Raw genomic sequence first — 23,710 nt, forward strand, 5'->3', positions numbered from 1 at the left:
TTATCACTCTGTGGTTGCATGACGACAATGATATGGAAAACCACCCCAGTTTCATCTAAGTCATCAAAATTTCAAATTATTAATGAAGACCAACTACTAAACTTAGGTAAAGTTATTCAAGAAGATAAAAAAGATCAATTTGTAGTTATTGGAAAAAAATATGTCTATTTAATTACTCAAGGCAATGAAGCTATAAATGAGATCACTCGATTAAATATTCCAAATTCAAAGTTAGCCTTGATTACAAATAGAAATAATGCATTAGAATTACACATAGATCCTGAAAAAAAAGATGATCATTTTAAGATGGATTTACTTATAAGCATCATCGTAGAATCCCCTACAGATGAAGTAGTAACACAATTACGGGCTACAGCCAAGCGACTAGAATACAATAAACGTCATATCCCTACCATAAGAAAAGGAAATCAGCTGGATTTATTAATAGCAATCCCTGTAGAAGGCAATATCCTAGTGTCAAATCAGAAGATAGAAGCTACTCAACCTGTTACATTTGCTAAAAATTATAAAGTTCAAATTGGATATAATAGTAATGCTAAAAAATCGTTAAATCCCATGAATATAGCTAAAAATATTATTAGTACGCCATTTACTTTGGCAGCAGACGCAGTCATTATTCCTTTAACAGGTATTTTCATCCTTGGTACAATTTTTGAAAAACACTAACACCTGCATTTTTTGTTTTAGATAATATAAGGCCTTATAAATATAGGTCTTATTTTTATTAAAACCCCAAAAACAGTTTAACAATAAAAGAAATAACAAAATAAACAATTTTAAGAATCCAGTCCTAGGATACGGTAAACTACGCTTATAGATTTAAAGCTGTAGAAGATAGAGTTCATGTCAGATTCAAAGTTTCCCAAAATGCTAGATTATGAGAAACTCAAGCAACAATTCGGGCAAAATCAAACTGAACATACTTCATACCATCAAAATGGTAAAGAAAATGAATTACATACTGAAATTGTAAATGAAAACGATGCATTAGATTTCAAAAATGAATCCAAGCCCAAAGAATATCAACGCCCTCTTCTTACAGGCTCTCGTTTGCGCTCATATGCATTTGCCGTGCTGACCCGTAAAGAATATTCAAAAGCAGATTTAATCGAGAAACTAGCGCTCTATGCTGCAGACAGAGACGAAGTAATTACGCTTGTTGATGAACTTGCCCGAGAAAACTACCAAAGCGACCAGCGTGTTGCTGAAATGACATTAAGAAGCCAAGTCAGAAAAGGCAAAGGACCAAACAGGATTAAATTGGCATTACGCACAAAACAATTGGATAAAACCTTAGTTGAAGAAGATTTAAATGAAATTAACTGGTATGAGCAAGCTTATCAGTTAAAAGTAAAAAAATATGGTACTGATGTCAGCAAAGATCCTAAGTTAAAAGCCAAACAGATTCGCTTTTTACAGTATAGAGGCTTTGATATGGATTCAATTATGAAAGCAATTACAAGAAAAGAGGAAGAATAAAATTATTATAAGAATGGTGGCAACCCTACTAGCAAAACCTCGGCACATCATAGTTCTGATACCGTTGCTACCTTCCGGTCCTGGCGGGGTTCTCAGAGTACAATTGCGAAGCCACCAGCAGGGCTACCATTGCAGGAACAGAGTATAGAGATTTTTAAGATTCTTTCAAGTCAGAATTTGTGTTTTAGGCAAGTTATTCATTCATTTGATTATTTCATCATCAAAATTGACAAATTATATTCCAGAATTAGAAATACAAGATCATCCTTAATGATGGAGAAAAAATAGAAAAATGCTAGAAGATTGTAAAAGTATCTTGCTTTTCCTGCTCTAGGCGTTTTAAATGACTTAAATTTTTATTTTTTATTATCTAAATAAAACTAGATGGTAATCTTTTGATTATGATGGATTTATCTATGCTCAATAAGCATGCACTTATTTTAGTCTCTTTGTTAGGTTCTGCATCAACATTTGCGATTCCTATCGAATCACGAGGGCTAAGCCAAAATGATCCAGGTTCATCCAGCGTTCCTACTGCTGTTGCCAGTAATGTAAACTGGGATTTGATGCAAAAAAACCAACAACTCGAATCACAACTTCGTGAATTACGGGGAAAAATAGAAGAACAAGACCATGCTATTGATCAGCTTAGCAAGGATTTAGCAAACCGCTACACAGATCTTGACCAACGTTTAGAGCTACTTAACCAAAAGGTAGATCCAGATAGTGCACAAACAGAAGAAGATTCTGGAAATAATTCTTCAAATTCGAATGAACAACAACCTACAACGCCTAATAATCAAGATAGCACCCCTAACAAAACAACAACTCAAAATAATGAGAAAGTTGCTGTTCAACCAAATAATGCAACAAATACTAGTGACCCAAAGGAGCTTGAAAAAGCTGCTTATACTGTTGCTTTAGATGCTTATAAGAAAGGCGGTGCAAAACAAGCTATTGCGCCAATGCAAAACTTTATTAAAAATAATCCCAATAGTATTTATACAGGAAATGCTTATTTTTGGTTAGCTGAATTTAATCTGGCGATTGACCCACCAAATTATAATGAAGCAAAAAAAAATTATGAGATTGTCGCTGCCAAGTTTCCCAATTCAGCAAAAGCGCCAAGAGCTTTATATCAACTTTATAGCATCGCTAAAGATGTAAATAAAAACAATGCTACAGCAACAGTATATAAGAACAAACTACTCAACACCTATCCTAAATCGGAAGAAGCAGGATATTTTAAAAAGTCATAAAAAAAGACATCTTATGATGTCTTTTTTTATTTTATGTGCGATGAAGTAACTATCTATAGGATAATAAATTAACGCACAATACCACGTTGAGATTGTTCAAGTGAATCAATCAACAACTGAACTTCATCAATTTCAGGTAAAATGTCATTACGAATACGTTCAACAGCTTGTTGTGAAGTCAAACCTGATTTATAAATCAGTTTAAAAGCTTCTCTCAAACCCTGAATTACTTCCTTTGACCATCCTTTTCTACGCATACCCTCTACATTCATACCGAATGCATGAGCAGGGTTTCCAGAGACCATCACATAAGCAGGTACATCTTTTAAAATTAGTGATGCACCACCGATCATGCTATATGAATCGATTTTACAAAATTGATGAATACCCGAGTTACCACCAACCACAACATAACTACCAATATGGACATGACCTGCAACACCCACATTATTTGCAAATATGTTGTTATCACCAACAATACAGTCATGCGCAATATGTGTATTGACCATAAGTAGGTTATAACTCCCTACTTTAGTAATCCCTTGATCTTGCACCGTTCCACGATGCAAACTGCAGTGTTCACGTATCGCATTATAGTCGCCTATTTCCAACCATGTAATTTCACCATTGAATTTAAGGTCCTGGCAGACCTCACCAACACTGGCAAACTGAAAAATTTCATTATGTTCACCAATACGTGTGTAACCACCAACCACAACATGTGAATGTAGTCTGGTACCTGCTCCAATAGTAACCTCTGGACCAATAATACAGTAAGGTCCAATTTCTACATCTGGAGCAATGACTGCGGATGAGTCAATAATAGCTGTAGGATGAATGAGATCGTTATTGCTCATGCCTGCTCTAATTTCTGATGTGAGATGATAATTTCAGCCGTGGTCGCTACAATTCCATCTACACTTGCAACACAATTGTATTTGTAGATCCCACGCTTTTGCATAACAAGTTCGGATTTTAGCACAAGTTGATCACCTGCAACGACTTGTTTTTTAAATCGGATTTTCTCCGCACCAGCGAATAAGAATAATGAATCTGGTGATGGTTTTACATTATTCATAACAAATCCCAGAATACCAGAAATTTGAGCCATTGCTTCAACAATTAAAACACCCGGCATAATCGGATAATTCGGGAAATGACCTTGCAAAAACTCTTCATTAATAGAAACGTTTTTATATCCCACAATGCCATTTTCAGTTACATCAGTAACGCGGTCAACCAATAGAAACGGGTAACGATGTGGAAGATACTCACGGATCGTCTGGATATTCATTGGCAATTCAGGAACCGTAAACGGTAGAGATTTAGACTCAGTCATAATTATTTACGCAATTTCAAAGTTGATTCAAGATACTCTAATTGAGCCTGTATATGATCAAGGCGTTTAACGATTTTGGTCAATGGCACATCTGCTAATTGTCTAAAGCGAACAACAGTCCGTTTCCATTGAGAATTTTCAAAAATACCTGTACCGGAAGAATATGTTCCTGGCTCTAAAATACTTTTTGTGACCATTGACATTCCTGTTAATGTCACATTATCCGCTATAGTAATATGACCTGCGAAGCCACATGCCCCTGCCAGAATACAGTTTTTGCCAATTGTTGTACTTCCTGCAATACCACACTTAGCAGCGATAGCTGTATTTTCACCAACATGTACGTTATGTGCGATTTGCACAAGGTTATCAATAATGACACCATTTTCTAAAATTGTGTCATCCAAAGCACCACGATCAATACTACAGTTTGAACCTATACGGACATCGTTACCAACTTTTACAGAGCCAAGTTGCGCAATCCGATTCCATTTCCCCTGATAGGGAGCAAAGCCGAATCCTTCACCACCAACAACAGTATTTGCATGGATACGCACACGATCCCCCAGTTTTGCAAAACCTGTTAAGGTCACATGGGAGTCTATAAAGCAGTCCTTACCAATCTCTACACCATCATCGATTTTTGATTGCGACTGTATAACCGTATTATCACCAACAATACAATTCTCTCCAATCACGACATAATGACCGATATACGCAGAATCAGAGACTTTAGCTGACGGGTGTATCTGGGCTGTTTTCTCTATACCTCTTGCCGTAATCTTATGCTCAAAGACATGAGTCAAAATTGCAAAAGCTAGATATGGATTATCAACGACGATAAAATTTTGATGTTGTTCCAGTTTGGACGTTAACTCGGAAGTAACAATAAGTGCACCAGCTTTTGATAGCTGTGCATCCTGAATATATTTTTCACCATTTACAAAAGAAATATAATCAACATCAGCTTTTTCCAGACTGGCAAGACCTTTTAAAATAAGATCTGATTGACCAATTAGCTCACCTTGAACAAGCTGAGCTAACTCTTCGAGTTTATATTGATGTATCTTCATCGATTATTTAAGCGCATTAACCTTTTGAATCATTTTATCAGTTAAATCATTCTTTTTGTCATAGGCAATCGCTGCATTTTTATTCAAAACAAAATCTAAATTGTTTTCTTGGCGCAATTGTTCAGCAGCTTGTTTAACTTTTGCTTCAAATGAACGATTCATCGCTTGTAGTGAAGCTTGCATTTTTGACTGAACACCTTGCTGGATTGACTGATATTCACTCGCTTTTGCCTGATATTGGGTTTGTAACTGCTGCACATTAGCACCCTTTTCCTGACCTTTCTGACGAATAGACTCAATATCTTTTGCCAATTGCTCAAGTTTTGTTGCTTGTGGTTTTACGGATTGTTCAAGACTTGCATTTTGTTGTTTCAGATAAGTACTATTTTCAACAACTTTCTCAAGATCAATTACGGCATAACCTGCTGCATGACTTAGACTGCTTAGCCCAATTCCTAAACCTAATATAGCCGCTGTAATTTTTTTCATGATCCATATACTCCATTTAAATTTATAAAGATAAAACAATGTTGTTAGTCGTAAAAAGAAAGGTCGTACTAGAAAGTACGACCGATCTCAAATTGAATTTCTTTTGTTTCATCACCAGGTTTGTCATTCAATGGGAATGCATAACTTAGTGATAGAGGTCCGATCATCGTAATCCAGGTAAAACCTACACCGACACTATAACGGAAATTACTTGCATCAAAATCAAAATTATCTTTACAGAATTGTTTGGCATTTACTGGGTTTGTAGCACCATTAATATATAAACTACCCGTTGGAATATCACATTGAGTATCAAATACCTGACCACCCTCAGCAAAAACCACTGGACGAACTTGACGCGCCCAATCACCCTTAAATGGTACTGGTAAAGCAAGCTCTGTACCAAAGGTTACCATTGCATTACCACCAACACGTTCAGGGTCAGTATCTCTCATTTTATTATCATTCAAATTAAGACTTGGATAGTAAGGACCTAAGGTACTATTATCATAGCCTCGAACCGAACCATAACCACCTGCGAAGAAGTTTTTATAGAATGGCAGGTCGTTACCAAAACCTAATTTACCATAACCTCGTAACACAAAATCTTTACCTAGTGGCAAGAAAGCTTGTGCATCATAAGTTACCTTTTGATATTCAACATCACTGCCAGGAAGTGCCACTTCAACACCAACACGGTGTGACATACCTGAAGTAGGGAAAATTGGACGATTCAGTGTATTGTATGACCAACCCAAGTTTAAAGTATATGTAAAGTATTCACCCTCATATTGACTTGATGATGTTAATGGTTCAGAACCATCCTTACATGAAATAACATTACCATGGTCATCATAGTTATTGTTATCAATATTACCTTGACAGTAAGAAACGGAGCTCTGAGTTTCCTTACCATCATTTTTCATCAAATAGTCTCTAATATAGGTAGAAACATATGGTCCTGTAGTTACTTTGGTATTATCAAGAGTAATACCCGCACTGATATTTTGGTTCTCATCAATTGGATAACCAAATGTTAAACCACCACCATAACTATCCGTTACATAGTTGTTAACGTTATAGTCACTATTTAACTTGGTCTTACGGTAGTAAGCATTATAACCACGACTCACCCCATCAATAGTAAAGTACGGATCTGTAACACTTAGATTGTAGTAATCTTGAGTTTCCGAACGAGAGAAATCCATCGCTACGCGGTTACCCGTACCAAAGAAGTTGGTTTGACTTAAACCCGCCTGGAAAGTAATACCACCATTTTGTGAGTAACCCACAGCTAAAGTGCTTGTACCAGAATGTTGTTCTTCAACATTAACATTCAAATCAACCTGATCAGGCGAACCTGGGACTCGAACAGGTTTAATATCGACAGTTTTAAAGAAACCCGTACGCTCCAAACGAACTTTAGACAAGTCAATTTTTTCATTACTTGCTAAAGCACCTTCCATTTGACGCAATTCGCGGCGCAATACATCATCAGCTGTTTTGGTATTACCAGCAAAGTTAATTCGACGTACTGTAACTTGTTGCCCAGGATTGATATAGTAATTTAAATTAACAATATGGGTATCATTATTAATTTCTGGAACAACATTCACCTCAGCAAAATAATAACCTGCATTACCGTACTTTCGTAAAAGCAACTGTTTTACAGAGTTTTCTTTTTGTTGAGAATAAATATCACCATCTCTATAAATTTGTAGTGCTTTTAACTCTTCAGGTTTATAAAGTGCATCGCCCAGAAACTTGGTTTGACCAAATTTGAATTGCTCACCTTCGTTTACAGCAACTTCAATAAAGATATTTTTCTTATCTTCACTGATATCTAGACTAGAGTTATTAATTTCAAAATTAATATAACCCTTATTCAAATATAGCGCACGCAATGCTTCCAGACTTGCAGCCATTTTCTCGCGTGCATAACGATCGTTACGAGTAACAACTGAAGCCCAGCCGCTTTCCTTAATTGTAAAAGCACGCTTGATATCATCCTCACTGAAAACAGTATTTCCAATTACGTTGATATTAAAAACCTTAGCAGCCTTACCTTCTTTAAAGTTAATATCAAGATCTACACGGTTATTTGGACGTGCAACAGTATCCACCGTTATGTCTGCATCGTAGCGACCTTGCTGCGAATATTGCTGAATCAACTCATTTTGCAATACCTGAATAGCTGATTTCTTTAAAACCTCGCCTTCACTGATCCCCATTTTTTTCAAGCCATCTGTTAAGGCTTCTTTTGGGATTAGCTTATTACCTTTAAAATTAATTTTTGAGATGATCGGTCTTTCAAGAACTTTAAAAACCAATGTTCCATTATCATTTACCGCCTGAATATCATCAAACATATTTGATGCATACAAAGCGCGTATGGCATCTGAAATTTGCGGATCGGAAACACTATCCCCACTATTAATTGGAATCATTGTCAGCACATTACTTGGCGACAGACGAACTAACCCCTCGATTTTAATATCTTTTACGACAAATTGATCTGCCGCATATACTTGCTGTGCAGTGACCATAGCACTGACCAGTGCCAAGGGCATAAATAAATGTGAGTGCTGCATGCCTATAGTTTTCCAGTAAGTTAAATTTCCATCTGTGCGTTATAAACGCATAAAATCATTAAATAATGCAAGGAGCATCATGCTTCCAAGCAGTACCATACCAATTTTCAGACCAACTATTTGTATTTGTTCAGAAACAGGTTTACCACGAATGGCTTCAATAAAATAATAGACTAAATGCCCACCATCAAGCATAGGAATTGGTAATAAGTTTAAAATTCCAAGACTTACGCTCATTAATGCCATAAATGAGATAAATGTTTGCCACCCCATTTCCGCACTTTGTCCAGCAACTTTAGCAATCGTAATAGGACCAGAAAGGTTGTCCAAACCAATTAATCCACGCACCATTTTGACTATAGAATTCAAAATCATGCCTGAGATCTGCCAGGTTTTTTCAGTCGCAACAACCAATGCCTGCGCTGGATTATATTGAATTGTTTGTTTAAATTCTGTAGGAATTGTAACTTTAGCTGTATGCGCCTGCACTCCCAACAATCCAGTTACATTTCCCATATTGTCACGTTTACCTTGTGGCATAACTTGTAAATGTACTATCTGCCCCTGACGCAATACATCAATAGCCAATAGTTTTTCAGGTGATTTCTGTACAACATCAACAACATCAAACCAATCTTTCATTGCAATGCCATTGACTGAAATAATTTTGTCACCTTCTTTCATGCCTTGACGAATCGCTGCACCATCTGGACTCATTTTTTCAACTACAGCAGGAATAACTGGACGATAAGGAATAAATCCTAAAGCATCAAGAGCTGATTGTTGTTGATTTTTCAAGAAATCCTGAATTGGAAGTTCAAAAGTTTTTAACTGACCATTTCGTTCAGCCTGAATCTGAATTTGTCCAGTCTCGCCAATACGGTTAACTAAAGCATAGTTTAATTTTTCCCACGTAGGCGTATCAGTACCATCAACAGAAACAACCTTGTCACCAGCTTGCATTTGCACTTGAGCAGCAGGAGTATTAGGCAGTATCTTACCTATTCGTGTATTTAACTGTTCCTGAGCGGGTAAAAATAAAATCCAGAACAATAACACTGCAAAAATCAAATTGATAAGTGGTCCTGCTGCAACAATAGCTATGCGTTTCCATGGAGATTGACGGTTGAATGCATAAGGTAAATCTTCTGTTTTAACATTACCTTCTCGCTCATCCAGCATCTTCACATAACCACCAAGTGGCAAGGCAGAAAGCTGATACTGGATACCAGACTTTTTAGATGTCCATTTTATCAAAGTAGGACCAAAGCCTATAGAATAAACTAGAACCTTAACACCTAGTTTTCTCGCTACCCAATAATGTCCAAACTCATGTATTGCAATGAGTGGCCCAAGCAAAAGAATAGCAGCAGCAATGATAAATAGAACATTCATAATCAGTGTTCCAGTCTTAGAATGTATGTTGATGCAACTTGTCTGGCAAGCCGATCCGTATCCAAAATTTGAGCAATGGATTCAGCCACTCCATTTTGAACGTGATTTAATGTATGTTCAACCACTTGTGCAATTTGTAAGAAACCGATTTGTTGCTTTAAAAATGCTGCAACAGCTATTTCATTGGCAGCATTAAGTATAGATGGTGCAAGACCACCTGCTTTCATTGCCTGACGGGCCAGTTTCAAAGCAGGAAATCGAACAACATCAGGTTCTATAAAATTTAATTGCTGTGTTGCAAATAAATCAAGCGCTGGTACATGCGTATGAATTCGCTCAGGCCATGCGAGAGCATGTGCTATCGGCGTACACATATCAGGATTACCCATTTGAGCCAAAGTTGAACCATCCACATATTGAACCATAGAATGAATGATACTTTGTGGATGAACTACAACTGTAACAAAATGTTCTGAAATTGAAAATAAATGACAAGCTTCGATCAATTCCAGACCTTTGTTCATCAATGTCGCAGAATCTACAGAAATTTTCTGTCCCATTGACCAATTTGGATGTTTGACCGCTTGAGCTGGCGTAACACTTTTCAACTCATCTAAACTATGATTTAAAAATGGACCACCCGAAGCAGTTAATAAAATACGGGAGACGCCCAGTTGAGGCTCTCCCTGCCGATCTATCTGTAAATAGTTTTGAGGTAAACACTGAAAAATAGCATTGTGTTCAGAATCGACTGGTAAAAGTAGAGCCTGATGATCTTTGGCAGCTTGAATCATGATATCACCTGACATGACCAAAGCTTCTTTATTTGCCAGTAAAACTCGTTTACCTGCCTTGACTGCTGCCAATGTAGGAAGCAAACCTGCTGCCCCCACAATAGCTGCCATCACAATATCAACTGATGAATGTGCCGCCACGTTGACTAACCCTTCTTCATCAGTCAATATTTCAACATCATCAACTTGATATTGCTTCAATAGCAGTTGCAACTCATCCACTTTGGATGAGGGAACCACCACCACTTTTGGACGATATTGTTTGCATATTACAGCCAAGTTTTGAATCCGACTATATGCCGTGACTGCAAAAACTGAGTATTTGTCAGGATGCTGTTCTAAAATCTTTAAGGTACTCTGACCAATCGACCCTGTAACACCTAATATACAAACAGATTGAGTCATCTATAAATCTACACCAATTAATTTTAAAATATACATTGCAGCAGCAAACACCGGTGCAGCAGCAAGCAACGAATCAATCCGATCTAAAACACCACCATGCCCAGGTAACACTCTTCCAGAGTCTTTAACACCAGCCCTGCGCTTGATCATGGATTCGAATAAATCACCCAATACAGATGAAAAAGCGGTCAAAATAGATAGGATAAGAAACAGAATATTTTGGGCAAAAGATAAATTTAAATAAACGAACTGAACAGTGATAATAACAACAATAACTGTGACAATCCCCCCAATCAATCCTTCTACCGATTTATTAGGACTAACATCTGGAGCAAGTTTACGTTTACCAAATTTACGTCCTATAAAATAAGCGCCGCTATCTGCACCCCATACCAGTAAAAACAGATACATCAGCCACCAAGGTGATGTTTTCCACACCTCAAATATCGCGGTTACGGCAGCACTAATTAATACTAGACCAATAACGTTTAAACTTGGATTATACCAACCATCATATTCAGGAAAATTTTTAACCCAATAAATACTAAACAACCAAGTTAAAATTGATGCACTCCACAATAGTAGTGCTAAGTCACTAAAATATAATGCTAAACCAGAAAATACAGCAGTCAGAATGCCAAAGCTTCCAGCTTTAATTAAATTTACCTGCTTCGTTTGGCTGGGCATAAGCTTAAACCACTCATACCCCGCTGTCCCTGCCGCGATAATCATTAACACTAACATTGGATATTGTGATGTTGTAGCAAACATACAGCTCAGCACTACAGCAACCAAAACCAATGCGGTAATTATCCGCTCTAACATTATGAATTCTCTATTTCTCTTGTTGAATTTGCTCTGAGGTTTTACCAAATCGTCTCTCACGCCCCGAAAATACTCCGAAAGCATGCTCAAGCTCTTGCACGTTAAACTCAGGCCATAAAGTCTGGGTAAAATACAGTTCAGCATAAGCGCATTGCCAAAGTAAAAAATTTGACAATCGATAATCACCGCCTGTGCGGATAAGTAAATCTACAGGTGGTAAATCGCCTAGACTGATCATTTTCCCAAACAAATCCGAATCAATCTGATCCACCTCAAGTTGCTGTTTTTTGACTTGTTCAGCAATCCTTTTCGCAGTATCTGCAATATCCCACATACCACCATAACTGACTGCAATTGTTAAAGTCATGTTACAAAACTTAGCAGTCCTTTGCTCTGCATGCAACATTAAATCTTGAAGTTCTGGAGAAATACGACTGCGATCACCAATAAAACGTAGAGAAATTTCGAATTTTTCCATACGTGGAATTTGCTCATTAATGGTATCTTTTAAAAGCTCCATTAATAAGTCGACCTCATATTGTGGCCTATTCCAGTTCTCACTTGAAAATGCAAAGACAGTCAGTGCCTTAACACCAACCTTAAGGCTGTGTTCTACAATAGGGTCTAGGACATTTTTGCCTTCACGATGCCCATCACCCTTTTGCAGATGTTTCTTTTTGGCAAAACGATTGTTGCCATCCATGATGATGGCAACATGTTTAGGAAGATGATTGTCTTCTGAATGGGTCATTGAAAATTAGACCTTCATTAATTCAGCTTCTTTTGCAGCAAGACGTTTATCTACTTCAGCAACATATTTATCCGTGATTTTCTGAATATCATCACCAGCACGACGCTCATCATCTTCAGAAATTTCTTTATCTTTCAACAAAGATTTAATATCACCTAAAACATCACGGCGAATATTACGGATCGCAACTTTTGCGTTTTCAGCTTCTGCTCGTGCAACTTTTTGCATGTCACGTCGAGTTTCTTCTGTTAAAGCTGGTAATGGTACACGAATAGAATCTGCAGTAATCGGGTTTAAACCCAAATCACTTTCACGAATAGCTTTATCAATTGCAGAAACCATCGTACGTTCAAATGGTTGCACGATTAAAGTACGTGAATCCTCAACACCAACGTTCGCTACCTGGTTTAACGGTACATCTGAACCATAGTAAGGAACCATTACACCATTTAAAATAGATGGATGTGCACGACCAGTACGAACCTTTGCAAAGCCTTGCTCCAAAGATTCGAGGCTTTTCTGCATACGTTCTTCGCTATCTTTTTTAAGATCGTTAATCATATGATCTTCCTTACTTATTTCTTCAAAGGTGTATAACTTAAAATTGCTGTAGTATAAAGAGCTTTCTCGCTCACGTACATCAGTTTGTAACGTGTGTACCTTCTTTTTCACCCATTACCACTGATAGTAACGCACCCGACTTATTCATATCGAATACTTGTAATGGCACATTATGGTCACGACATAAGCAAATCGCTGTTAAGTCCATTACGCCAAGTTTTTCATCAAGCACCTGATCAAATGTCAAATGATCATACTTGATTGCATCTTCATATTTGCTTGGGTCTTTATTATAAACGCCATCAACCTTAGTTGCTTTTAAAATCAGACTCGCCTCAATTTCAATGCCACGTAAACAAGCAGCTGTATCAGTTGTAAAGAAAGGATTACCTGTACCAGCTACAAATACACAGACTTCACCTTGAGTTAAATGGCGAATCGCATCACGACTTGAATATGATTCAACCACAGTTCCAATTGGTAAAGCTGACATTAAACGGGTTTTGATATTCCGGCGAACCAAAGCATCACGCATCGCCAGGCCATTCATCACTGTTGCAAGCATACCCATTTGGTCACCAGTCACACGACCAACCAGACCGTCTTTTTGTAGCTGGCTACCACGATATAGGTTACCACCACCAACCACGATCCCAACTTGCACACCAAGCCCAACCAGATGTGCGATAGAAAGCGACATTTGATCCAGAACCTGGGCATCAATCCCCATATCTTTATTGCCCGCTAAAGCCTCACCAGAAAGCTTTAACAGGATACGTGAATAACGTGGATTTTTTGAATCAGACATACCGTAAACTCCCAAACTTATCTATAACTTAAATATTCTTTAAATGACCAATCTTGTTTTAAGCCGATTTAATCTTGATTAACTTTGCAAATAAATCATATTCATCAGCATCGGTAATTTCGACTTCGAGTAAATCGCCTGCTTTAATTTGGCTCTTATCTATATCTTCAACAAAGACGTTCCCATCAATTTCAGGTGCATCTGCATACGAACGTGCAACAGCTACAGGATATTCATCTTCAAGCCCATCAACCAGTACAGTCATAGTCTGACCAATACGTTTTTGTAGTTTTGCGGATGAAATTTCCTGTTGAACCTGCATAAAACGCTCATAGCGCTCTTGCTTAATTTCCTCAGCAACATGATCAGGCAAATCATTTGCTGTAGCACCTTCTACAGGTGAGTATGTAAAACAGCCAACCCGATCCAACTGAGCCTCTTTAAGCCAGTCTAGAAGCATTTGAAAATCTTCTTCTGTTTCACCGGGGAAACCAACCACAAATGTTGAGCGAATGACAAGTTCAGGACACTTTTCACGCCACAGTTTTAATCGCTCTAGTGTGTTTTCACTATGCGCTGGACGTTTCATGAGTTTTAAAATACGAGGACTCGCATGCTGGAATGGAATATCCAGATACGGCAAAATTTTACCTTGTGCCATCAAGTCAATTACTGCATCAACATGCGGATACGGGTAAACATAGTGTAAACGCACCCAGATCCCTAATTGACCTAATGCCTCACACATATCAAAGAATTTGGTTTTTACTGGCTGGCCATTCCAGAAATCCAGCTTGTATTTAGTATCTACGCCATAAGCTGATGTGTCTTGCGAAATAACTAAAACTTCTTTTACGCCGGCTTTTTTAAGCGCTTGTGCTTCATTTAATACAGAGCCTACTGGTCGAGAAACCAGATCTCCACGCATGCTCGGAATAATACAGAAAGTACAACGATGATTACAGCCTTCTGAAATTTTCAAATATGCATAATGTTTCGGAGTAAGACGTACGCCTTGTTCAGGCACCAAATCTATAAAAGGATTATGCTTCGGCGGTGCTGGTACATATTCGTGTACAGCCTCCATCACATCCTGATAAGCCGCTGCGCCAGTCACTTTTAAAACATTCGGATGCATTTGACGAATTTTATCTTCATCTTTTCCCAAGCACCCGGTTACGATCACGCGGCCATTTTCACTCATGGCTTCGCCAATCGCATCCAATGACTCTTGTACTGCAGATTCAATAAAACCACAGGTATTAACAACAACTAAATCTGCACCATCATAATCTGATGCGACTTGATAACCTTCAGTTTTTAACTGAGTTAAAATTCTTTCCGAATCTACCAATGCCTTAGGACAACCTAAAGATACAAAACCGACTTTGGGGGACTTCATGAATCTGCGCTCCACTAGAATCCGCGTATTGTATGTCTTTTCTGTCCATAAAAACAGGTGGAAACGCGACTCTTTGCATAATGCACCAAAATACAACCAAAAATTTTTACAAAAACTCTTTTGCACCATTTTGGAACACAAAAGATTTGCAGTATGATGTAAAAAAACCCACTCTTTGTCACAATGACTCTTTTCTGCACATTTTTTGAATTTTCTTCTCAAAACCACCAGATTAATGCAAAGTTGGCGTGCATTTTGCTTTAAAACTCACAATATGAATTGTTAAGCTTTGCGCTAGTAATTGAATTTTTAGATCTGTGCAGATCCTATTGCGCTATTTTAATACAGGAATTTTTGGCTAATGGATCAATACCCGACGATTGACTATCGACTTTTAGTAGACAACATGTCTACAGCGATCTTGTTAGTTGATAAAGATTTAAATATTTTTTATTTAAATTCGTCTTGCGAAGCGCTTTTTGACGTCAGTTTAACTCGTGCTTTGGGTCAACCTGTTATCAATATATTACATGCACCAAATGATAGCTTTGATACACATGAAGCGTTACTTAATACCTTACATAAAGGTCAGGCCTATACTCGGCGTGAAGCCATCATCAATGTCAACTTTAAAGACATACATGTAGACTATACAGTCTCACAGTTAAGCACAGGTAAATCCTATCATCCGTTACTTCTAATAGAATTAAATTCAACTGACCGGATGCTAAAGATTGCAAAAGAAGAAAACTCGATTCAACAACACCAGGTTGCCCGACAGCTCATTCGTGGTGTAGCTCATGAGATCAAAAACCCGCTCGGCGGGATTCGTGGTGCGACTCAACTACTGGCTCGTAGTCTAAATGATCCTCAATATTCAGAATTTACAGATGTGATTATTAGTGAAGTTGATCGATTAAGAACTCTGGCTGATACTATGCTGGGTTCAAGGCAACTTCCAAGTTATGAACCGGTCAATGTACACGAGCCTTTAGAACGAGTTCGCTCACTCATAGTAAACCAGACAAAAAAGAAAATTAAAATTACCCGAGACTATGATCTATCCTTACCTGAAGTTAAGGCTGATCGTGATCAGCTCATTCAAGTAATCCTAAATATTAGTGTCAATGCCATACAGGCCATGACAGAAAACAAAGACTTTTTTGTAGATCACCAACCCGAGTTGATTCTTCGAACACGTATTCAACGTTTAGTCACTATTAATGGTGTACTTAATAAATCTGCTGTTCGCATCGATATTCAGGATAACGGACCTGGTGTACCAGAAGAAATATTGGAATCAGTCTTCTACCCTTTAGTTACAGGACGTGCTAAAGGTACCGGGCTTGGACTAAGCATTGCACAAAACATCATGCATCAACATAACGGAATGATTGAATGCCAATCAGTTCCAGGAAAAACAGTATTTAGCTTATATTTACCTTGGGAGTCGAACCATGTCGCGAAATAAAATATGGGTAATTGATGATGATCGCGCCATGCGATGGGTGCTCGAAAAAACATTCAAAGAAGAAGGTTTCGATGTCACCAGTTTTGAAGAAGCACAATCAGCCTTAAACCAACTCGGTACAGATGCGCCAGATGTCATTCTGACTGATATTCGTATGCCGGGTATAGATGGATTGACTTTTTTAGGAAAAGTTAAAAGCAGTTATCCTGATCTACCTGTTATTATTATGACTGCTCACTCAGATTTAGAATCTGCTGTGTCCAGCTATCAAACAGGCGCTTTTGAATATCTACCAAAGCCTTTTGACATAGATGAAGCACTTGCACTAGTTAACCGTGCAATCATGCATATCAACAAATTGCAACAGCAGGAATCTGCAAAAAACTCAACACCAATCCAATCAGCAGAGATTATTGGCGAATCACCTGCCATGCAGGAAGTCTTTAGAGCAATTGGACGTTTATCGCAATCACATATCACTGTTTTAATTAATGGTGAATCTGGTACAGGGAAAGAACTTGTCGCACATGCGTTGCATCGTCATTCACCTAGAAGCAGCAAACCGTTTATTGCTTTAAATATGGCTGCAATTCCAAAAGATCTGATCGAGACAGAACTATTTGGTCATGAAAAAGGTGCTTTTACTGGTGCAAACACACAACGCCAAGGACGTTTTGAGCAAGCCAACGGTGGCACTTTATTTCTAGATGAAATCGGTGATATGCCATTTGAAACCCAAACTCGCCTACTTCGTGTTTTGGCTGATGGTGAATTCTATCGTGTAGGTGGTCATATACCTGTTCGAGTTGATGTCCGTATTGTTGCAGCTACACATCAAGATCTTGAAAAGCTGGTACATGAAGGTAGATTCCGTGAAGATTTGTATCACCGACTCAATGTCATCCGTATTCATATTCCAAAACTTTCACATCGCAGTGAAGATATTCCAATGCTGGCTCAACATTTCCTGGCACGTGCAGGCAAGGAACTCGGTGTAAGCCCGAAAATCCTACGCCCAGAAACTCAAGAATACATGCAAAAGTTACCTTGGCCTGGCAATGTACGTCAACTTGAAAATACTTGTCGCTGGCTTACAGTCATGATCACGGGTCGTGAAGTCTATCCAGAAGACTTACCATCTGAACTTAAACAGATTCCGCTTAGTCAAAGCGCTGAAAACAATCAAACTACAAATGGATTTGACCGTATATCACTACATCATTGGGATGAATTATTGGGTCAATGGGCAATTCAAAAACTAAAAAATGGTGAAATGAAGATTTTGGACATAGCCACCCCAATGTTTGAACGTACTTTGATCAATGCAGCGCTACAGCAAACACGTGGCAGAAAACGCCATGCAGCCGAATTACTCGGTTGGGGACGTAACACTCTGACACGCAAACTGAAAGAATTAGGTATGGATTCTACAGATGATGAGGATGAAGAAGAAAAAATTTCTTTAACAGAATAAATTAATTTTTCTAGACTTAAATCCTCTGAATTCAGGGGATTTTTTAAACCATCTATACGATGGCAACCGAGCTTTTACAGCTAGTAATGTATTTCCTGAACTTCTAAACCATCTATACGATGGCAAACTAGAATAATAAAACGAAGAATGCATCAACATCAACATCAACATCAACATCAACATCAACATCAACAACATAACACAGCTTTGTATACTTTTACTTCAATACGGCCTATAAACATAAAAATTTGATTTATAAAATAATTTTTTCAATCCCAAAAATCAAGGTTAGCTCCAAATCAACCTTTAAAATTCTTTGATTTAATCAATAAATTGTTTTCTGATTTTTATCAAAAAGAAACTCATTTNAAAAATAAAAGCCCATATGGGCTTTTATTGGAAAGGATCAATCTTCTTTCATATCATACCCACTCTTAAACAAGTGGTTTGGTACATTCACAATCAATGAGTCAACCTTAGTATGCATATTCAAATCTTTATTAGGATAATCTAGCTGCTGTAAAAAATAGCGGATACAATTTAAACGGGCACGTTTTTTATCATCCGACTTAATAATCGTCCAGGGTGCATCAGCAGTATGGGTATGGAAAAACATTTGATTTTTGGCTTCAGTATATTCATCCCAGCGATCTAATGATTGAATATCTATCGGAGATAACTTCCAATGTTTTAAAGGATCATCTCGACGCGAGATAAATCGTCTTAATTGCTCTTCACGACTAACAGAAAACCAGAACTTAAATAAATGGATACCAGAATTCACCAACATCCTTTCTATTTCTGGAGTTTGACGCATGAACTGTAAATACTCATGTGGCTCGCAAAATCCCATTACTCGTTCCACACCAGCACGATTATACCAAGAGCGATCAAAAAATACCATTTCACCAGCCGTTGGCAGTTCTTTCATATACCGCTGAAAATACCATTGCCCCTTTTCAACATCATTTGGTTTTTCTAACGCGACTACTCGAGCACCACGAGGATTTAAGTGCTCCATATAACGTTTAATCGTCCCACCTTTACCAGCTGCATCACGACCTTCAAATAAACAAACTATTTTTTGCCCCGTTTCTTTTACCCAACTTTGTACTTTTAATAATTCGATTTGTAGAAGCTTCTTCTGAGCTTCGTATGTCTGCCTTGTCATACGGGTTTTGTATGGATAACTTTCAGGTAGATCATTACGTGATCCATCTTCCGACTCTCTTTTACCCTGATAAGCTAAAACAGTATTTTCAAATATTGGTAAATGCTTATTATCTTGATTCTGGATTGCTTCAAACGGTCCTAACTGATGATCAGTCATCTATTTCCCCTATGTATAAAATAAAATTACGTCTTAAGACATTTATTTTCAATTAAGCTTATGATTAATATAAACAAGCTGGCAAACAAATAAAGCGAATTCAATGAATGTATTGGGCATTTTTATTTATTTTTATATGGGGCAAAGCATGTTATTATCTGGATATATGTAATCACTTTCACTATTCAAAGATTCAATAAATAAGGCTCCTATCTATATAGGAGCCTTATTTTATTATCAAGCAGCTGTACGCTGTTCAATAGGTACAACTTTTCTTAGCTCTGGACCAGTATAATCAGCACTTGGACGAATAATACGGTTATCAGCACGTTGTTCCATTACATGTGCTGCCCACCCCGTTACACGACTCATGACAAAGATTGGCGTAAAAAGCTTGGTTGCAATACCCATGAAATGATATGCAGAAGCATGGAAGAAATCAGCATTACAGAATAATTTCTTTTCACGCCACATAACTTCTTCACAACGAACAGACACAGGATATAAAACAGTATCGCCTACATCTTTTGCCAAACGCTCAGACCATATTTTGATGATGCCATTACGTGGATCATTATCTTTATAAATCGCATGACCAAAGCCCATGATTTTTTCTTTACGTGCAAGCTTACCAAGCATTTCACGTTCAGCTTCTTCTGGTGATGTCCAGTTTTCAATCATTTCCATCGCGGCTTCATTTGCACCACCATGGAGAGGACCACGAAGTGAGCCAATTGCACCAGTAATACATGAATGCATGTCAGACAGAGTTGACGCACAAACTCGAGCTGTAAAAGTCGAAGCATTAAACTCATGTTCAGCATAAAGAATTAATGAGACATTCATCACCTGTTCATGTAATTCATTTGGTTTTTCACCACGCAACAAATGTAGAAATTGAGCACCGATCGAATCATCATCAGTGTTTTCTTCAATACGTACACCATCATGACTAAAACGATACCAATAACAAATAATCGCAGGTAGTGTCGCTAAAATTCGATCTGCCACATCCTGCTGTTCATCAAATGATTTTTCAGTTTCCAGATTACCGAGCATAGATACGCCAGTACGCATCACATCCATCGGATGCGAATCTGCTGGAATACGCTCTAACACTTCTTTTAAAGCTTGAGGCAAAGAACGTAATGACTTTAATTTTGCCTTGTATGTTTTTAACTGTTCAGCAGTAGGTAACTCACCAAAGAAAATAAGATATGCAACTTCTTCAAACTGGCAGTTTTCAGCCAAATCTTGCACATCATAACCGCGATATGTCAAACCAGCACCACTTTTACCAACAGTTGATAATGCCGTTTTACCTGCAACCTGACCACGAAGCCCTGCACCAGTTAGTACTTTTCCTTCAGCCATTTTTTTAATTCTCCTGCTTAAACAATTTATCTAATGTATTTTCAAAAGTATGATAATCAAGAAATTCATATAGTTCTTTACGTTGCTGCATCTTATCAAGCACCTGAACTTGGGTACCATTTTCACGAATAGAACGCATAACCTCAAGTGCGGCTTTTTGCATGGCACGCGTTGCAGATAATGGATAGAGTACCATTGCGATACCTTGCTCACCCAGCTCGTCTACAGTGTAATAAGGTGTATCACCAAACTCGGTGATATTGGCTAAAACTGGGACACCCACAGCATCACAAACTGTTTTATACATCGTGATATCCGTCATTGCTTCAGCAAAAATGGCATCAGCACCAGCTTCAACACATGCACATGCACGATCAATTACAGCTTGTAAACCTTCTTTTTGCAATGCATCAGTACGCGCCATAACCACAAAATTCGAATCGGTTTTTGCATCAACTGCTGCTTTAATACGATCCACCATTTCTTGTTGTGAAACAATTTCTTTATTTGGGCGATGACCACAACGTTTTTGAGCCACTTGATCTTCGATATGTACCGCTGCAGCGCCAGCACGAATCATCTCTTTAATTGTACGTGCAATATTAAATGCACCACCCCAGCCTGTATCGATATCTACAAGCAAAGGAGTATCTACACGTTCAGTGATACGACGTACGTCTTCCAACACATTATCTAGACTGGTCATTCCCAAGTCAGGTAGACCATAAGAATAGTTCGCGACTCCAGCACCCGAAACATATATGGCTTTATAACCAACCTGCTTGGCCATCATGGCCGCATAGGCATTTACAGTTCCAATAATCTGTAATGGCTTCTCTACTTCTAATGCTTGTCTAAATCTTAAGCCTGCAGACGTTTGTTCTGTCATATTCCCTTCCACAGTTACACTTTATTAATTGAGGCTTGAGTATAGCTAGAAATATCCACAGTTCTATAGCTTTTTAGAACAAAAACTCTAACACTTTAGTCAAATCGACTAAAGAACAACTCCTTATTCATAATATTTCTTGTAACATGATGTACTTATTACATATTGAAACTAGTATTTACATAGTATTGGGAAACTCTGATGTAATTTTGCTATAATAAATTCACAATCTCCTTTAACTTATTAATTTTATTTAACATGTCTCTAGACTTAGCACAAATAGAATCCTGTGGATGTGAATTTCCACAAACCCGCCGTGGACATGAACGGCGCTTATCCTTATTGCTAAGTGCAAATACTTTATTTCTAGAACGTGGTTATGATGCCGTATCCCTAGATGATATTGTGAATCATGCTGGAGGTTCTAAAGCATCCATTTACAAATATTTTGGTAATAAAGAAGGATTATTTATCGCTATTTGTGATTATCACCGTGAGTTATTCTTCAAAGATATTTGTGTTCCATTCAACCCTGAAATAGATGATTTAAAAAACTATTTAGTTGAAACATTAATTAATTTCTATCGTCACATTATTGATCCTGAGCATACAGCCTTTATGCGTCTTGTGATGGAGCAATCACAACGCAACCCTGATATAGCAAGATATCTGCATGAAAAAGGTCCAAAATTCATTCAAATGACTATTGCCAATATCTTAAGTCGCGCAGTAGAACAAGGCAAACTGGTATGTCCAAATCCACTTTACTCTGGAATGTTTTATTTCGGCATTTTAAGAAATTGTGAATGGCGTATCATGATGGGATTAAATGAACAATTTCCTGAACAAGAAATGATCGAATACATTAAATATTGTGTAGATCGTTTCCTAGACGGTCATCAAAAAGTCTAGTTTTTTTGCATTTACCGTTTGATATAGTATATTAGTCGATTCTCTTTTTCTTTCATCAACCAACAATTAATTGTTGGTCAATTTTTTATTGGCTTGGCAATTATTGTGGAGTAACCATGGCTCTACGACATTTTCTTACTTTACGTGACTTATCAACAGCTGAACTCAACCGCATTATCGAGCGTGCGCAAGAGCTTAAACGCATGCAACACAATAACGAAGTATTCCAACCTTTCGTTGGTAAAGTAATGGGAATGATTTTCGAAAAATCGAGTACACGTACCCGTGTTTCTTTTGAAGCAGGCATGAGTCAATTTGGAGGCAGTGCAATTTTCCTGTCTTCAAGAGATACTCAACTTGGTCGTGGAGAACCCATCGAAGACTCAGCACGCGTAATATCGAGCATGCTTGATATCATAATGATTCGTACATTTGGTCATGACATTGTTGAACGTTTTGCTGAATATTCCAAAGTTCCTGTCATCAATGCCTTAACAGATGATCACCACCCTTGTCAGCTTCTTGCTGATGTTCAAACCTTCGTTGAGCATCGTGGTCCAATTGAAGGCAAGACAGTAGCATGGATTGGTGATGGTAATAATATGTGTAATTCATATATTGAAGCTGCGCATATGTGGGGCTTTAAGCTTAAAATTGCTTCGCCTAAAGGTTATGAGCCACAAGAACAATTTCTTTCTGAATTTGCTCATTGTGTAGAACTTGTTAACTCTGCCGAAGATGCTGCTGTAAATGCAGACTTAATCGTAACTGATGTCTGGGCTAGCATGGGGCAAGAAGAAGAACAGAAAATCCGTGAAAAAGCTTTTGCAGACTATCAGGTTAATGAAAAACTGATGGATTTAGCTCATCCTGACTGTTTATTTATGCACTGTCTACCTGCTCATCGTGGTGAAGAGATTTCTGAAAACATGCTTGATCACAAAAATGCTGTAGTATGGGATGAAGCAGAAAACCGTTTACATGCACAAAAGGCATTGGTTGAATTTTTAATCAATGAAAATCTTAAATAAATATTCTTCACATATTAATAGGCACATCTAGTGCCTA

22 protein-coding genes and 1 other RNA gene are annotated in these 23,710 nt (G+C 37.8%); 7 read left to right on the forward strand and 16 right to left on the reverse strand.

Features of this window, described 5'->3' with window-relative positions; translation table 11 throughout:
- Both KPC_RS00870 and KPC_RS00875 read left to right on the forward strand, forming a co-directional pair.
- Nucleotides 1–687: hypothetical protein (locus KPC_RS00870; protein ID WP_213065869.1), on the forward strand; the 687-nt coding region annotated here is incomplete at its 5' end.
- 177 nt (nucleotides 688–864) lie between these two features.
- The gene (locus tag KPC_RS00875) at nucleotides 865–1,500 is read left to right on the forward strand and encodes a regulatory protein RecX (RefSeq protein ID WP_121972571.1); all 636 of its coding nucleotides are present in this window, start codon (nucleotides 865–867) and stop codon (nucleotides 1,498–1,500) included.
- Nucleotides 1,501–1,523: 23 nt separating this feature from the next.
- Here KPC_RS00875 and ffs read toward each other — a convergent pair.
- Nucleotides 1,524–1,620: signal recognition particle sRNA small type (gene ffs, locus KPC_RS00880), an RNA gene on the reverse strand.
- A 296-nt stretch (nucleotides 1,621–1,916) separates the two neighbouring features.
- On the opposite strand from ffs, the gene KPC_RS00885 reads away from it, so the two are divergent.
- Complete coding sequence (locus KPC_RS00885) at nucleotides 1,917–2,759, forward strand: YbgF trimerization domain-containing protein (RefSeq protein ID WP_121972572.1); 843 nt, start codon at nucleotides 1,917–1,919, stop codon at nucleotides 2,757–2,759.
- A 68-nt stretch (nucleotides 2,760–2,827) separates the two neighbouring features.
- Here KPC_RS00885 and lpxA read toward each other — a convergent pair whose 3' ends face one another.
- From lpxA to rimO, 12 genes are all read right to left on the reverse strand, one after another.
- Nucleotides 2,828–3,616 carry an acyl-ACP--UDP-N-acetylglucosamine O-acyltransferase gene (gene lpxA, locus KPC_RS00890; RefSeq protein ID WP_121972573.1) on the reverse strand — a complete coding sequence of 263 codons (789 nt, stop codon included), beginning with the start codon at nucleotides 3,614–3,616 and terminating at the stop codon, nucleotides 2,828–2,830.
- Nucleotides 3,613–4,098, reverse strand: a complete 486-nt coding sequence (gene fabZ / locus KPC_RS00895) for a 3-hydroxyacyl-ACP dehydratase FabZ (protein WP_121972574.1) — start codon at nucleotides 4,096–4,098, stop codon at nucleotides 3,613–3,615. Before fabZ ends, lpxA begins: the two co-directional genes overlap by 4 nt.
- 2 nt (nucleotides 4,099–4,100) lie before the next feature.
- Nucleotides 4,101–5,171: a UDP-3-O-(3-hydroxymyristoyl)glucosamine N-acyltransferase gene (gene lpxD, locus KPC_RS00900; protein ID WP_121972575.1), complete on the reverse strand. Its 1,071-nt coding sequence runs from the start codon at nucleotides 5,169–5,171 to the stop codon at nucleotides 4,101–4,103.
- Nucleotides 5,172–5,174: 3 nt separating this feature from the next.
- Nucleotides 5,175–5,660 (reverse strand): OmpH family outer membrane protein, encoded by a 486-nt coding sequence (locus KPC_RS00905; RefSeq protein WP_121972576.1) that lies wholly within the window; start codon nucleotides 5,658–5,660, stop codon nucleotides 5,175–5,177.
- A 68-nt stretch (nucleotides 5,661–5,728) separates the two neighbouring features.
- Nucleotides 5,729–8,251 (reverse strand): outer membrane protein assembly factor BamA, encoded by a 2,523-nt coding sequence (bamA, locus tag KPC_RS00910; protein ID WP_121972577.1) that lies wholly within the window; start codon nucleotides 8,249–8,251, stop codon nucleotides 5,729–5,731.
- A 39-nt stretch (nucleotides 8,252–8,290) separates the two neighbouring features.
- Entirely contained in the window at nucleotides 8,291–9,646 is a 1,356-nt protein-coding gene (gene rseP / locus KPC_RS00915) for an RIP metalloprotease RseP (protein ID WP_121972578.1), read from the reverse strand.
- Nucleotides 9,647–9,648: 2 nt separating this feature from the next.
- On the reverse strand, nucleotides 9,649–10,845 hold the full coding sequence (gene ispC / locus KPC_RS00920) for a 1-deoxy-D-xylulose-5-phosphate reductoisomerase (RefSeq protein ID WP_121972579.1): 1,197 nt from the start codon (nucleotides 10,843–10,845) through the stop codon (nucleotides 9,649–9,651).
- On the reverse strand, nucleotides 10,846–11,670 hold the full coding sequence (locus KPC_RS00925) for a phosphatidate cytidylyltransferase (RefSeq protein WP_121972580.1): 825 nt from the start codon (nucleotides 11,668–11,670) through the stop codon (nucleotides 10,846–10,848). It abuts the gene before it with no gap.
- A 10-nt stretch (nucleotides 11,671–11,680) separates the two neighbouring features.
- Nucleotides 11,681–12,421 (reverse strand): polyprenyl diphosphate synthase, encoded by a 741-nt coding sequence (uppS, locus tag KPC_RS00930; protein ID WP_121972581.1) that lies wholly within the window; start codon nucleotides 12,419–12,421, stop codon nucleotides 11,681–11,683.
- Between the two features lie 6 nt (nucleotides 12,422–12,427).
- Complete coding sequence (frr, locus tag KPC_RS00935) at nucleotides 12,428–12,982, reverse strand: ribosome recycling factor (protein WP_121972582.1); 555 nt, start codon at nucleotides 12,980–12,982, stop codon at nucleotides 12,428–12,430.
- Nucleotides 12,983–13,061: 79 nt separating this feature from the next.
- A complete protein-coding gene (pyrH, locus tag KPC_RS00940) occupies nucleotides 13,062–13,790 on the reverse strand; it encodes a UMP kinase (protein WP_121972583.1) in 729 nt (242 codons plus the stop codon).
- 58 nt (nucleotides 13,791–13,848) lie between these two features.
- The gene (gene rimO / locus KPC_RS00945; protein ID WP_121972584.1) at nucleotides 13,849–15,192 is read right to left on the reverse strand and encodes a 30S ribosomal protein S12 methylthiotransferase RimO; all 1,344 of its coding nucleotides are present in this window, start codon (nucleotides 15,190–15,192) and stop codon (nucleotides 13,849–13,851) included.
- Nucleotides 15,193–15,553: 361 nt separating this feature from the next.
- Here rimO and glnL point away from each other — a divergent pair, with 361 nt between their 5' ends.
- Together glnL and glnG are read left to right on the forward strand one after the other, a co-directional pair.
- Nucleotides 15,554–16,663, forward strand: coding sequence for a nitrogen regulation protein NR(II) (gene glnL, locus KPC_RS00950; protein WP_121972585.1), 1,110 nt, complete (start codon nucleotides 15,554–15,556; stop codon nucleotides 16,661–16,663).
- Nucleotides 16,650–18,137 carry a nitrogen regulation protein NR(I) gene (gene glnG / locus KPC_RS00955; RefSeq protein ID WP_121972586.1) on the forward strand — a complete coding sequence of 496 codons (1,488 nt, stop codon included), beginning with the start codon at nucleotides 16,650–16,652 and terminating at the stop codon, nucleotides 18,135–18,137. Before glnL ends, glnG begins: the two co-directional genes overlap by 14 nt.
- 406 nt (nucleotides 18,138–18,543) lie before the next feature.
- Here glnG and ppk2 read toward each other — a convergent pair whose 3' ends face one another.
- The 3 genes from ppk2 to prpB all read right to left on the reverse strand — a co-directional run bounded on the left by ppk2 (nucleotide 18,544) and on the right by prpB (nucleotide 21,730).
- Nucleotides 18,544–19,467 carry a polyphosphate kinase 2 gene (gene ppk2, locus KPC_RS00965; RefSeq protein WP_121972588.1) on the reverse strand — a complete coding sequence of 308 codons (924 nt, stop codon included), beginning with the start codon at nucleotides 19,465–19,467 and terminating at the stop codon, nucleotides 18,544–18,546.
- A gap of 237 nt (nucleotides 19,468–19,704) precedes the next feature.
- Nucleotides 19,705–20,841, reverse strand: a complete 1,137-nt coding sequence (prpC, locus tag KPC_RS00970; protein ID WP_121972589.1) for a bifunctional 2-methylcitrate synthase/citrate synthase — start codon at nucleotides 20,839–20,841, stop codon at nucleotides 19,705–19,707.
- A gap of 4 nt (nucleotides 20,842–20,845) precedes the next feature.
- The gene (gene prpB, locus KPC_RS00975; RefSeq protein ID WP_121972590.1) at nucleotides 20,846–21,730 is read right to left on the reverse strand and encodes a methylisocitrate lyase; all 885 of its coding nucleotides are present in this window, start codon (nucleotides 21,728–21,730) and stop codon (nucleotides 20,846–20,848) included.
- A 258-nt stretch (nucleotides 21,731–21,988) separates the two neighbouring features.
- Between prpB and KPC_RS00980 the strand changes: the two genes are divergently transcribed.
- Together KPC_RS00980 and argF are read left to right on the forward strand one after the other, a co-directional pair.
- Nucleotides 21,989–22,642 (forward strand): TetR/AcrR family transcriptional regulator, encoded by a 654-nt coding sequence (locus KPC_RS00980; RefSeq protein ID WP_121972591.1) that lies wholly within the window; start codon nucleotides 21,989–21,991, stop codon nucleotides 22,640–22,642.
- A gap of 116 nt (nucleotides 22,643–22,758) precedes the next feature.
- Nucleotides 22,759–23,673, forward strand: a complete 915-nt coding sequence (gene argF, locus KPC_RS00985; protein ID WP_121972592.1) for an ornithine carbamoyltransferase — start codon at nucleotides 22,759–22,761, stop codon at nucleotides 23,671–23,673.
- The last annotated feature ends 37 nt before the right edge of the window (nucleotides 23,674–23,710 follow it).

Source organism: Acinetobacter stercoris (assembly GCF_900323515.1).
Taxonomy (GTDB): Bacteria; Pseudomonadota; Gammaproteobacteria; order Pseudomonadales; family Moraxellaceae; genus Acinetobacter; species Acinetobacter stercoris.